Annotated in this window: 10 protein-coding genes; 4 read left to right on the top strand and 6 right to left on the bottom strand. The window is 39.3% G+C overall.

Translation table 11 applies throughout. The features are described 5' to 3' along the window. Positions 1-16: 16 nt before the first annotated feature. The 6 genes from BM073_RS00620 to BM073_RS00595 form a co-directional block, all read right to left on the bottom strand. On the bottom strand, positions 17-1489 hold the full coding sequence (locus tag BM073_RS00620; protein ID WP_091648833.1) for an NAD(P)H-hydrate dehydratase: 1473 nt from the start codon (positions 1487-1489) through the stop codon (positions 17-19). A 3-nt stretch (positions 1490-1492) separates the two neighbouring features. Further along, the gene (locus tag BM073_RS00615) at positions 1493-2806 is read right to left on the bottom strand and encodes an MFS transporter (protein ID WP_091648829.1); all 1314 of its coding nucleotides are present in this window, start codon (positions 2804-2806) and stop codon (positions 1493-1495) included. A 143-nt stretch (positions 2807-2949) separates the two neighbouring features. After that, complete coding sequence (locus BM073_RS00610) at positions 2950-3414, bottom strand: ExbD/TolR family protein (protein ID WP_091648824.1); 465 nt, start codon at positions 3412-3414, stop codon at positions 2950-2952. A 1-nt stretch (position 3415) separates the two neighbouring features. Beyond that, positions 3416-4045, bottom strand: coding sequence for an ExbD/TolR family protein (locus BM073_RS00605; RefSeq protein ID WP_091648820.1), 630 nt, complete (start codon positions 4043-4045; stop codon positions 3416-3418). A gap of 2 nt (positions 4046-4047) precedes the next feature. Further along, positions 4048-4377 (bottom strand): hypothetical protein, encoded by a 330-nt coding sequence (locus BM073_RS00600; RefSeq protein ID WP_091648817.1) that lies wholly within the window; start codon positions 4375-4377, stop codon positions 4048-4050. Between the two features lie 56 nt (positions 4378-4433). Continuing rightward, positions 4434-5240, bottom strand: coding sequence for a MotA/TolQ/ExbB proton channel family protein (locus BM073_RS00595; protein ID WP_091648814.1), 807 nt, complete (start codon positions 5238-5240; stop codon positions 4434-4436). A gap of 640 nt (positions 5241-5880) precedes the next feature. On the opposite strand from BM073_RS00595, the gene BM073_RS00590 reads away from it, so the two are divergent. Genes BM073_RS00590 through BM073_RS00575 form a run of 4 tightly spaced genes read left to right on the top strand, consistent with a single transcriptional unit; the run spans position 5881 to position 13023 of the window. Beyond that, positions 5881-9279 (top strand): 1,3-beta-D-glucan phosphorylase, GH149 family, encoded by a 3399-nt coding sequence (locus tag BM073_RS00590; RefSeq protein ID WP_091648810.1) that lies wholly within the window; start codon positions 5881-5883, stop codon positions 9277-9279. Positions 9280-9283: 4 nt separating this feature from the next. Next, a complete protein-coding gene (locus tag BM073_RS00585; protein ID WP_091649649.1) occupies positions 9284-10543 on the top strand; it encodes a glycosyl hydrolase family 17 protein in 1260 nt (419 codons plus the stop codon). Continuing rightward, positions 10540-11544 (top strand): glycoside hydrolase family 2 TIM barrel-domain containing protein, encoded by a 1005-nt coding sequence (locus BM073_RS00580; RefSeq protein WP_139217408.1) that lies wholly within the window; start codon positions 10540-10542, stop codon positions 11542-11544. The genes BM073_RS00585 and BM073_RS00580 overlap by 4 nt, the downstream gene beginning before the upstream one ends. Before the next feature lie 48 nt (positions 11545-11592). Then, on the top strand, positions 11593-13023 hold the full coding sequence (locus BM073_RS00575; RefSeq protein WP_091648807.1) for an MFS transporter: 1431 nt from the start codon (positions 11593-11595) through the stop codon (positions 13021-13023). Positions 13024-13044: the final 21 nt, after the last annotated feature.

Genomic DNA, 13044 nt, shown 5'->3' with positions numbered 1-13044 from the left:
CTTTTACTATGTTAAATCAGGAAATATCCAAATAAAAATAGGTTTCCGGGATCGACTCAATGATGTCACCTGCTATGGTTCCTCTACCTTTTCGTTTTCCCGCCAATTCACCAGCCAATCCATGATGAAAAACCCCGCAAACTGCCGCTGATTCCGGACTATATCCCATTCCCAAGTAACCAGTAATCATTCCAGTGAGAATATCACCTGCTCCTCCTGTAGCCATAAACTGAGTACCTGTGCTATTAATCAATTGCCTTCCATCAGGCATAGAAATCACTGTATTTGCACCTTTTAGGATTAAGATCAACTCATGCTTTATAGCAAAGTCTTTGGCTTGATTCATTCTTTCCTGATGATTGGATGCTGGGCCTACCAATCTTTGAAACTCTCCTATATGCGGAGTAAGAATTGAGTTCTTGGGCACCAAAGGAATCAATTCCGGAAATTTTGCCAAAATATTGATACCATCTGCATCCAAAACAATCGGGAAATGAAAGTCTTTCAGCAAGGCCTCCAATTGATTCTTTCTACTTTCTACGCCCCAGCCTGGACCTATCCCGACCGCATCATAATAGTCAGCATTGGGAATCAGCCCCCAATTACACATCGCCTCTGGTAGAGCAGCCTGAATGCTGAGTCTTTCACTTTCTTCTATATGACAAGTGACCAGTCCTGAACCTGTCCGTAATGCACTCTTGGCCGCCAAAATAATGGCTCCCATTTTTCCATGTCCGCCTCCTACCAACAGGATTTTCCCAAAGTCTCCTTTATGAGAAAATCGATGGAATTTTTTATGTAAAGCAGGTATATCTTTCGCTTGAATAAAATAGAGGCTTCCTTCAAACTCCTCATACCTCTTATCTGGAATACCAATATCACATACTTCCAATTCCCCTACCGATTCCGCATTTTCAGGAAGGATCAATGCAAGTTTTGGAAAAGCAAAACTCACTGTCACATCTGCCTGAAAAGAAAGCTCTGAACCTAGTCCTTCCGAAGGAAGGCCCGACGGAATATCTATAGCAATTTTTTTCCCCTGAAGAGAATTCATCCTTTCTATAATTGGTTTTGCGCTATCACGTAAGGGACCGCTCAACCCAACGCCTAGAAATGCATCAATGATAATACAAGGCTCTGTAGGTGCCTGAAACTCCTTAAAAAAGACTTCCTTAACTTTAGTCGGAAGCATTTCAAGATTTTTGCCGGCGTCTGCACTTAATTTTGAATTATCTCCAAAGCATTTGATTACTAAAATCTTGTGATTCTTTTGAGATAATAATCTTGCTATCGCAAAACCGTCACCTCCATTATTTCCCGACCCACAGAATATTAGAATTGGAGATTCTTTTGAGAATTCTTGATGGTAAAACCATTTTTCAAATTCTTGCGCAGCTTTTTCCATCAACTCATAGGAACTGATATTAGCGCTCTTACAATGGAGTTGATCCAGTTTGGAAACACTTTCTCCTGCTAAAATCTTGATCATGATCTATACCTTTGAATGAGACAATTCCTGCTTTGGAATACTTACCAATAGCAAAAAGCCTAGGCCTACTAAGAAAAATATACCTAAAGATAAGGCACTGTTCCTCATATTCCCAGTCAGCTGTTCAATGACTCCGTAAGAAAAAGTACCCAAAACGATAGCCATTTTTTCCGTCACATCATAAAAGCTAAAAAAAGATGCGTGATCAGTGGTATTTCTTGGTATAAGCTTGGAATAAGTAGATCTCGATAAAGACTGAATTCCTCCCATGACCATTCCAACGACAAAAGCCAAGGCAAAAAACTCATAAACTGTATACACGTGATAAGCCGCAGCACAGATCCCTGTCCAGATCAATACCATAATCACCAAACTAACCTTATTTCCATATTTTTTGGATATAAAAGCAAACAGATAACTACCTATTATGGCTACAAATTGGATGATAAGAACAGTCATGATCAATTGATCTCCTGGTAAGCCCAACTCCTTGTCGCCAAAAGTAGCCGCCAAATACATAGTCGTTTGTACCCCCATGGAATAGAAGAAAAATGAAGCCAAGAAGCGATTCATAACTTTAATTTCTCGTATCTGAAAAAACACTTTTCTTATCTCCTGATAACCATGAAATAGCAATTCCCTTTTCAACTTCCTGTTGTATGGATTTTTTGGAAGAATTCTGAACGGTATTTGAGAAAAGCCAGCCCACCAAATTCCCGTGATTAAAAAAGATAACCTTGCAGCTACACCTCCATCAGGGATCCCGAATAAATGTGGCATTTGGATCATTAAAAGATTTACGACCAAAAGTATTACTGAACCTACATACCCTAAGGCAAAGCCTTTGGCACTCAGTAAATCATATTCTTTCTCCTCAGAAATTTCAGGCAAATAGGCATTATAAAACACAATACTTCCTGCATATCCAATACTTGCAGTGATACTGCAGATGATTCCCCATTCCACATTACTTGCATCAAAAAAGTACAATCCAACACAAGCTGCTGACCCTAAATAGGCAAAGAACTTCATGAATTCAAGTTTCTTTCCACTTGAATCAGCCATACCCGAAAGTAAAGGGGAGATAATGGCAATGATCAAAAAAGAAAAAGAGATAGAATAAGAATACAGGACTGTATTAATGATCTCAAAACCAAAGAAAGATACGATATCTGAATCATCCAATCCTTTGGTAACGCTATTGTAATAAACAGGAAAGATGGTTGAAGTAATGACCAAACTATAGACAGAATTAGCCCAGTCATACATAGCCCAAGCATTTTGGACTTTCTTTTTATTTTTCAGGTTGGCTAGCATTGATCGCAGGTATGAATTAGAAAAATACAATTTATTAGAGGATATTCTAATCTATTTTTTGTGATCGGAGACAAGAGCAATACCAAAAGGGCAAAAAAAAAGCTGCCTCATGATTGAAGCAGCTTTTTTAAATATTGGGTATTTTAGTCCTTTTGAACTTTACCCACAGAAGCATACAATACCCTTCGGGCATCAGCCTCTCTTAGTTCTGTTTGAACGTCCGAAATCGGACCCATTTTTACATCTCTATCAATTTTCATAGAAATAGTAATCATATTTCTATCAGCTTCTGGAAGCATATCTCTTTCTTGGTTTACCCACTGAACGATGTCAGCAGGAGTAAGCAAAGCATCATTGGCCTGAACTCTAGGTTCAGAGCCATAAAGGCCTGTATTTTTCGGCTTACCAATATAGATATAAGAAATCAATGTCTTCTTCTGCAGCTTCTGAAGCTGGGTAGCCTGAGGTATCTTCTGCTCTACCAAAATTTCCTGCTCCCTCAACACGGTTGTTACCATGAAGAAGAATAGAAGCATGAAAATAATATCTGGTAAGGCAGAGGTTGGGATATTCTCAGAAGTCTTGGTCTTTTTGCTAAACTTTGCCATATCAACTACCAATTTTATCAGGTTCTGCAATAGAAATCGCCATTGGGATTCCTTCTTTTCCTCGGTCAATCAAAGACTGCTCAGCTTCATCTTTACCTGTTAAGGCACGATACTCTTCCGTTCTTAGATTTACCCTTTCCGCATAAATTTCGAAGTAGGCTTTCTTTGCTAAGTCAAAAACCTCCAAATATCTATCATAGCTAGTTCCACGGTTGGTCTTAATAGATACTACCGCTTCTCCTGGATGATCAGATGATTCAGGGTCTCTTCTAGACATCGCTTTCAGAGAAGCTGGAAGCGAATTATACAAACCTTGAGCTTCTTCATTTGGCTGACCAAAGTTTAAGACAAAAAGCTTAATCTTTTCATCCAAACCGTCTGCTTCAGCATATTCACCTTCTACCAAAAGCTGATCATTTGCGTTGATCAATATCGTAAAGATATTACGCTCGTTTTTATCAATTTCTGGCGGAGGATTATTAGGATCGAGTTTCGGAGGAAGTACGTTTAAGATACCTTTATCCGAAGCGATCGTCGTAGTAACGAGAAAGAAGATTAGGAGCAGGAAGGCGATGTCTGCCATCGAACCTGCATTAACCTCCTGGCTCATTCTATTTTTCTTTCTGGCCATAATTACTTAATAGCTTTATTGAATTCTGTAAACACAATGCTCACAAGAGCAAGGATTGCGAGAATATAAGTTGTGATCAGCATACCACCTACAAACTGAGAACCAGCAGGGGTCAAGTTAAAAGGGTCTGCCTCAAATTTTGGAAGTACTTCGTTGCTAGAAATAGAATAAGCAATGAAGAACAACACTACGATTCCAATGATGCCAGCGGCTGTCTTTGCCAAGCTTTTTGGATTGTCCAAAGATTGGATCAAAGGCATCAGGATGGATACGACTGCTCCTACCGCAATGAGTAGATAGCTTCCGTAAAGTAAAATATCATAAGTATCCATAATATGTCTTCTTTGGGATTAACAATTGATTGAAATTCAGCAAATGCCGGTAGTTATTACTTACCAGTCAATTTGTGCTTCACTAGGATATCTACCAATGTGATAGAAGCATCCTCCATGTCATTAACCAAAGAGTCAATTTTAGCCACGCAGTAGTTGTAGAACAACTGTAGGATGATCGCTACGATCAAACCAGCTACTGTGGTCAAAAGGGCGATTTTAATACCACCTGCTACAAGGGATGGAGAGATATCACCAGCAGCTTCGATAGAGTCGAATGCACCGATCATACCAATTACTGTACCCATGAAACCCAACATCGGAGCAAGGGAGATAAATAGGGAGATCCAAACAAGACCTTTTTCCAAACGTCCCATTTCTACTGAACCGTAAGAGATGATAGATTTTTCTACCATTTCGATACCTTCAGAGTATCTCATTAGACCTTGTGTAAAGATAGAGGCAACTGGACCCTTAGTACTTTTAGTAACGTCCTTAGCTGCTTCAACTCCTCCAGAAGAAAGAGCATCTTCAACTTTAGCCAACAATTTTTTAGTGTTGGTAGTAGAAAGATTCAAAGTGATGATTCTTTCCAATGCCACTGCAAGACCTAAGATCAAACAGATCAATACTGGAGTCATGTAAAGAGGATCACCTTCGATAAATTTTTCTTTAACTACTTGGTGAAAGCCTACTTCCTCCTCTACGATCTCATCGTCTACGATGGCCGGAGTTGCAGCAGGTTCTGCTACAGGGGTTGTTTCTTCTTGTGCTGCAGAATCTGATTCTGCTTCTTGTGCGTTAGCGAAAACAGGCGCGAATAGGATACCTGCAAGCATGAACAAAGCGATTAACTTTCTCATAATGTGATTTTTAAATAGACTTTTGATAAAGGTTAAATGGTTTCTACACTAAAATCGAGTTTTAAAGTTATCATTTTTTATATTCAAAAAACAATGGACTCTTTTAGATTTTTTCGAAAAATTCCGCTTTTAGAGCATGATTAAGCCAATTTTTACACGAGCGGGGAATTTTCTTGATTCTTCAAAAAGAGCCGTATTCTTCTAAACTCGGCGAAAGGTTCACATTTTTAGCCAAAAGAAAAAACAATTCAACGAAAGAATTGTACCAAAAAAGGTATTCAATAAATTCTTTGGTTTTTATTAAAATATCTTTCAAAATATCAGGTCACCTACCCTACTTCGCTTTTTCAAAGAGCGAGAGTTTATAATTAGCCTCCCATCCACTTTCTCATTGATACCCGTTCAAATTGCCTTTATCAGCGATTAAATTGGTTATTTTTTCAAAAGTGAAAGAATTGTGAAAGTCCTATAACATCTCAAAAGTATCATTTGCCAATCTATTGATTAATTTCAATCCACATCTAATAAAAATTATATTCAAATTTGAAATAGAAGGAAGAAAGAGTGAAAATGGCGTTTTGCCAAAGAATTTTTGCCTTCTTTTTCCCAATTGACAAAACAAACCCTTTATAGATAAAACATGGATTACGTCCAATTTGAAAACGAAGGATATTATAAAATCCCAAATATTGATTCTTTAAGACCATTTTTCATGAGTGTGGTCAGTGACTCGGATCACTGGTTGTTCATCTCAAGCAGTGGAGGACTTTCAGCCGGTAGGAAAAACAGCAATTATGCATTATTCCCCTATTATACTGATGATAAAATCACCGAGTACTACGAAATTACTGGCAATAAAAGCATTTTTAGAATCCAAGAGGGAGGTTCTTTTAAAATTTGGGAACCATTTTCTGACAGATATACAGGGGTGTTTCGACTTACCCGAAACCTCTACAAAAATGAGTTTGGCAACAAAATCATTTTCGAAGAAATCAATCACGATCTCAACCTTCTTTTTAGCTACTCCTGGAATTTCAGCGATAAATTCGGTTTTGTAAAAACCAGCAGACTGGTCAATCAAAGTCAAAATCCAGTTTCTCTGGAGTTGATTGACGGAATTCAAAATGTGCTACCGTTTGGAGTAAATCCAGACTTGCAGCAATCAGCAAGTAATCTGGTTGACGCTTATAAAAAGACTGAAATCATATCCGATTCCCAATTAGGCCTCTTCACTCTCAGCGCCATCATCGTGGATAAAGCAGAGCCAAGTGAAGCCCTCAAAGCAAATGTGGCTTGGAATATAGGATTGAAAAATGCCCAAATTTTGCTTTCTTCTCTTCAGTTGAATGCCTTTAGAAAAGGAGAAGAAATTCGGGCTGAAAATGATATACGGGCTGAAAAAGGAGCTTATCTCATACATAAAAAACTTGAACTTCAGCCCAAAGAAGAGAAAAGTTGGATGATTCTGGCAGACGTGAACAAAGGCCCGTCTGCAGTCATTAATTTATCTGAATACATCAAAAAATCAGGAGATCTCCAAGCAGAAATCAAGGCTGATATTGCCCTCGGCACCAAAAACCTCAGAGCACTTACAGCATCTGCCGACGGACTACAACTGAGCTCCGATCAACGAAGAAATTCCCGCCATTTTGCAAATGTTTTATTCAACATCATGCGGGGAGGAATATTTGATTATAACTATTCTATTGAGAAAAAGGACTTTGTTCCATACTTAGCCAAGGCGAATAAAAAAGTATTTGCTGCAAACAAACATCAAATAGAGCTGCTCCCTGAGCAATTCCCTCAGACCGAACTTCAACAAATAGCCGAGAATAGTGAGGACAAGGATTTCAGCAGACTTTGCCTGGAGTATTTACCTCTCAAGTTCAGTAGAAGGCACGGGGATCCAAGTAGGCCTTGGAATAAATTTTCCATTAATACAAAAAGTGAATCTGATGGCTCCAAAGTTTTGGATTATCAGGGAAACTGGAGAGATATTTTTCAAAACTGGGAGGCTTTAGCCTACTCCTACCCGGAATTCATTGAAAGTATGATTCACAAATTTTTAAATGCGAGCACTTTCGATGGATATAATCCCTATCGGGTTACAAAAGATGGTTTTGACTGGGAAACCATTGAGCCCGATGATCCCTGGTCTTACATTGGATATTGGGGCGACCACCAGATAATTTACCTATTAAAATTCCTTGAAATTTCTGAAAAGCACTTTGCTGACAAATTATCCTCAAATTTCAAGAAGGATGTGTTTGTTTATGCCAATGTTCCCTACAAGATCAAATCTTATAAGGAAATCATTGATAACCCTAAAGATACCATTGATTTTGATTTTGACCTGGACCATCAAATCAGAGAAAAAAGGGAACAAATTGGAGCAGATGCGGCACTTTTAAGTGCGAGTAATCAAGAGATTTATAAGGTAAACTTTCTGGAAAAACTCCTAGCTACGCTGCTTTCAAAAATTTCCAATTTCATACCGGAAGGTGGAATTTGGATGAATACCCAAAGACCCGAGTGGAATGACGCCAATAACGCCTTGGTAGGTAATGGAGTCTCCATGGTGACCTTATATTATATCAGAAGATTCTTATCCTTTTTTGAAAAGTTAATTAAGAATTCAGATTTTGAATCCTCCCACGTTTCGGAAGAATTAGTGAAGCTTTTCAATGAAATAGAAGCTACTCTAAAATCCTATCAGCAAATTTTGAAAGGTAAAATTTCCGATCAAGACAGAAAGACAGTGATGGATGGACTTGGAGAAGCAGGTAGCAGATTTAGGAATGTGATTTACAAAAATGGATTTTCATCCCAAAAAGCTGCTTTGACTAAAACTCAGCTCCTGGAATTCACACAACTTACATTACAATTTGTAGATCATTCGATCAAAGCGAATAAAAGAAAGGATGGGCTCTACCATGCTTACAACTTGATGACTTTGGAAAATGATCAGGAGGTTTCTATCTCCTACCTGAGTGAAATGCTTGAAGGTCAGGTAGCTGTTTTGAGTTCGGGGTACCTATCTCCAAAGGAGAGCTTGGAAGTTTTAGACTCACTCAAGAAAAGTGAATTATTCAGGGAGGATCAATACAGCTATATACTCTATCCGAATAAGCAGCGTCCACTGTTTGTAGATAGGAATCGTGTCCCGAAAGAAGCTGTGAAAAATTCTAAACTCCTTCAAAAACTCTTACAGAAAGGAAATACACAGATTATTGAGCAGGATGTTTCAGGCGATTATCATTTTAACGGGAATTTCAACAATGCCGAAAGCCTCAAAAAAGCCCTTTCTCAATTAGATGGAAGCTATCAGGAATTAGTTGAAAAGGAAAAGAAATCCTTACTACAAACCTTTGAATCAGTATTCAATCATAAAGCCTTTACGGGTAGATCCGGGACTTTTTATGGATACGAAGGTTTGGGCTCAATTTATTGGCATATGGTTTCCAAACTAGCCCTTGCTGCCCAAGAATGCTGCGTGCAAGCAATAGAACAGCAAGAAAACGAAGAAATTGTTGGGAAACTGATTACACATTACTTTGAAATCAATGAGGGAATTGGAGTCCATAAATCACCAGAGCTTTACGGAGCGTTTCCAACTGACCCTTATTCACACACTCCTGGAGGAAGAGGAGCTCAGCAACCTGGAATGACCGGTCAGGTGAAGGAAGATATTCTAACAAGATTCACAGAACTAGGAATAAAGATTCAGGATGGACAGATTTATTTCCAAACTACTATTCTCCGAAAAGAGGAATTTTTGAGTCAAGCACAAAGCTTTTCTTATTTCGACCTTAATCATCAAGAAAAATCCCTGGAGATCCCCGCAAACTCTCTAGCCTTCACCTATTGTCAGGTACCGATAGTATACCATATCCATGAAGAGGAAAAAATAAAAGTGCAATTTTCAAAAGGGGAAGTTAAAGAAATCCCTTCTACCATTTTGAATGAATCACTTAGCACTAAGCTATTTCAGAGGACAGGAGAAATCGCAGAAATCCATGTTTATATCAAAAAACCTTAAAAGGATGAAGAATTGGGCTTTATCGATCTTAGGTTTGGTCATGGCAATGGGGATGATGCATTGCCAATCACAAACTCAGGAAGTACCGGAAAAAACAGCTGCTGATATTCTAGGAAATGCGGAATACAGGGCTATTTCTTATGGTGGTTACAAAGAAAAATCAAGAGATATACAGCCTACTATAGCTGAATTGAAGGAGGATTTAAAAATTCTTCGGGCAATGGGAATTAAAATTCTCCGAACATACAATGTTCAGCTAATGGAAGCCCCAAATTTATTAAAGGCAATTTCAGAGCTAAAAAATGAGGATTCATCCTTCGAAATGTACGTAATGTTGGGTGCTTGGATAGATTGCGAAAATGCCTGGACGGACAACCCGAATCATGAAGCCGAAAGCCCGGAGAATGCAGGAGAGATAGCTCGGGCTGTAAAATTGGTTCAGGAGTATCCAGATATTGTGAAGGTAATTGCAGTCGGAAATGAAGCTATGGTCAATTGGGCTGCTAGCTATTTTGTACGCCCCAATATAATCCTTAAGTGGGTAAACCATTTACAATATTTAAAATCCAAAGGCGAACTTCCCTCAAATCTTTGGATTACAAGTTCGGATGATTTCGCATCATGGGGAGGAGGCGATGCATCCTATCATACTGAAGATTTGGAAGCGCTTTATCAGGCCGTGGATTATATCTCCATGCATACTTACCCTTACCATAACACACATTATAACCCGGATTTTTGGAAGGAGTCAGACAGCTTGTCTAAGCTGTCAGAATTAGAGCGAGTGGATGCAGCCATGCTTAGAGCCAGAGATTTTGCAAAAGCTCAATATGATTCAGTCACATCCTATATGAAAAGCATAGGAGTTAATAAACCTATTCACATCGGAGAGACTGGATGGGCCACCGTTTCTGATGGATTTTATGGCCCTGAAGGATCCAAAGCAACTGATGAGTATAAACAAGCCATGTATCATGATTTAATGAGACAATGGACAGAGGCTTCGGGAATTTCCTGTTTCTATTTTGAGGCATTTGATGAGCAATGGAAAGACGCTCAGAATCCTATGGGTTCAGAAAATCACTTCGGACTGATCACTTTGGATGCTCAAGCCAAATATGCACTTTGGAAAGATGTGGATGAGGGAAAATTTGAAGGTCTAACAAGAAACGGGAGACCAATTGTAAAAACCTATAACGGCAACTTGGATTCCCTTTTAAAAGATGTGCTAGTTCCTCCAACAAAGAAAGAATCTCAACCATGAAGTCTAGTATCAGAATTTTCTACACTTTACTAAGTTTGGTCATCTTATTCCCTGCCTGCACAAACGGGCAGGTGAGAACCGAAAATCGAAAAATCATTGTCGACAATGAGGTCTATTTTATCAAAGGGATTTGTTATAACCCAGTTGAAAAGGGAGAGACCGAACGAACTTTTAAAAGACTTCAGGAAGATCTCACCTTGATGAAAGAAGCCGGGATCAATACCATCCGGGTCTACTCTCCTATTGAGGAGAAAGAGGTATTGGACCAAATTCATCAAGCTGGATTGAAAGTCATCTTAGGCTTTGGATACAATCAAAATGGAAAGTTTGATATTCTATCAGGGAGCTTTTTAGACTATGTAAAAAAATTTAAGGATCATCCAGCCATTCTCCTTTGGGAGCTGGGGAATGAATATAATTATCACCCGGAGTGGTTTGAGGGGGATATGAAAAACTGGTACAAAGCCATGAATGAGGCTGCTAAAAAAATTCATGAGACTGACCCTTATCATCCAGTGACTACGGCCCACGGAGAGCTACCGGATTCCTTGGCATTGACCATGGGCTCTGAAATTGATGTCTGGGGTATGAATATTTACCGATGGGATCAACCAGAAACTGTTTATGAAGAATGGGCTGCAATCAGTTCTTTACCTATGTATTTTTCTGAAGCTGGGGCTGACAGTTATATGACGATTTCCAAAGAGCAGTATCAGGCAGGGAGTAATGAAAAAGCTCAGGCAGATGCTACCAAGAAAATATTAAAGGCCGTCTTTGACAACCAGGAAATTGGATCAGGGGTTGCCTTATTTGCCTTTTCCGATGAATGGTGGAAAGCAGGTAATCCCGACCAACAAGATACTGGAGGCTGGGCTCCCAATAGCAGTGGAGTTCCTTATGACGGCTCTCCCAATGAAGAGTATTGGGGAATAGTCAGAGTAGACCGATCCAAAAAAGAAGTATTTGAAATAGTTAAAAAAGCTTTTGTAGATAAGCAATAGCAGATTTTGCAGAATTAACCCTAAAACCTTTAACCATCAACCCAAAACATGTCAAAATTTAAAACTGCCCCTGAGGACATTGTTCCTTTTGTTCAGAAGTTTGCCTTCGGCGCAGGTAACCTCGCTAACCAGTTGTTCCCGGCCGCCCTGGGAGCATTTATGTATTATTTGGTGGTTGCCTATAAAATGGACCCACTGGATGCTGCCCTCCTCTCATCCATACCACGCCTTTTGGATGCAATTACCGATCCCATCATGGGCTATGTCACGGACAATACTCGCTCCAAATGGGGACGTAGAAAACCTTATATCTTTTTAGGCTCCTTCATTGCAGGAATCACCTTTATCATGATGTGGCAGCTGAATCCAGAAGACTCTTCCAACTTTCATTTTTGGTATATCCTGACCCTATCATTTGTATTCTATATCGGTTACACCATTTTTGCTACACCTCTGATTGGGCTCGGGTATGAAATGACATCCGATTATAATGAGCGAACTCGCCTAATGGCATCTTCTCAAATCATAGGGCAGTTAGCCTGGATGATAGCCCCTTGGATTTGGTGGGTTATCGCACAGCCTAATATTTTCCCAACCCAAACTGAGGGGGTCAGAACGGTAGCCATTGTTACTGGTATTGCCTGTCTGATTCTCGCCATACTTCCTTCCATTTTTTGTAAAGAAATAGACCAAACTAATCTAACTGGTCAATCAAATCTATCCCTAAAAGACTTCAAAAAGAACATGCTGAATCTTTTCAAGGGGATGAAAGAGATTCTAACCAATCAGCAATTTTTGAGAGTATGCGGTGCTACTTTTTTGGTATTTAATGGCTTTCAGATCGTAGCTCAATTTTCACTGTTCATTATAGTATACTATATGTTCAATGGAGATTATGGAGTAGCCGGTCAATGGCCTGCTTGGTATAATACTTTAGCAGCAGCATCCACCATGTTTTTGGTAATTCCTATTATCACCAAACTAGCTACCAAGTATGGTAAGAAGAATGCGTTCATTATTTCGACCTTTATCTCTATCATTGGCTATGGCATCAAATGGTGGGGCTTCAATCCAGAGATCACTTGGCTGATGTTTATCCAAGTACCATTCATGTCATTCGGTATTGGGGGCTTATTCACTTTAATGATGAGTATGACTGCCGATCTATGCGACCTGGATGAATTGAGAAATGGAATGCCGCGAAAAGAGGGTACATTCGGAGCTGTATATTGGCTGATGGTAAAAATTGGGTCCGCTATTGCACTGACCCTCAGCGGAATGATTCTATCCTTTGTAGGTTGGGATCAAAATCAGCCAACTCAGACTATGGAAACACTCACTAACCTTAGAATTGCAGACGTAATTGTACCCATAGTTGCAGCTCTGCTGGCCGTAGTGACGATGTGGAATTATAATGTCACAGAAGAACGGGCAAATGAAATAAGAAACGAGCTAATCAAAAGGAGAGGAAGACTTTAAAACCCAATCAAACCTGCCCAT

This window comes from Algoriphagus ornithinivorans (assembly GCF_900115305.1).
Taxonomy (GTDB): domain Bacteria; phylum Bacteroidota; class Bacteroidia; order Cytophagales; family Cyclobacteriaceae; genus Algoriphagus; species Algoriphagus ornithinivorans.
The sequence above is the reverse complement of the archived record's forward strand: the minus strand, read 5'-3'. Positions and strand labels throughout refer to the sequence as shown.

Bases quoted from the DNA above. Each gene is read 5' to 3' on its own strand.
- BM073_RS00580 (WP_139217408.1), top strand. From the start codon at position 10,540: ATGAAGTCTAGTATCAGAATTTTCTACACTTTACTAAGTTTGGTCATC.
- BM073_RS00620 (WP_091648833.1), bottom strand. From the start codon at position 1,489: ATGATCAAGATTTTAGCAGGAGAAAGTGTTTCCAAACTGGATCAACTC.
- BM073_RS00615 (WP_091648829.1), bottom strand. From the start codon at position 2,806: ATGCTAGCCAACCTGAAAAATAAAAAGAAAGTCCAAAATGCTTGGGCT.
- BM073_RS00575 (WP_091648807.1), top strand. From the start codon at position 11,593: ATGTCAAAATTTAAAACTGCCCCTGAGGACATTGTTCCTTTTGTTCAG.
- BM073_RS00585 (WP_091649649.1), top strand. From the start codon at position 9,284: ATGAAGAATTGGGCTTTATCGATCTTAGGTTTGGTCATGGCAATGGGG.
- BM073_RS00590 (WP_091648810.1), top strand. From the start codon at position 5,881: ATGGATTACGTCCAATTTGAAAACGAAGGATATTATAAAATCCCAAAT.
- BM073_RS00600 (WP_091648817.1), bottom strand. From the start codon at position 4,377: ATGGATACTTATGATATTTTACTTTACGGAAGCTATCTACTCATTGCG.
- BM073_RS00595 (WP_091648814.1), bottom strand. From the start codon at position 5,240: ATGAGAAAGTTAATCGCTTTGTTCATGCTTGCAGGTATCCTATTCGCG.
- BM073_RS00610 (WP_091648824.1), bottom strand. From the start codon at position 3,414: ATGGCAAAGTTTAGCAAAAAGACCAAGACTTCTGAGAATATCCCAACC.
- BM073_RS00605 (WP_091648820.1), bottom strand. From the start codon at position 4,045: ATGGCCAGAAAGAAAAATAGAATGAGCCAGGAGGTTAATGCAGGTTCG.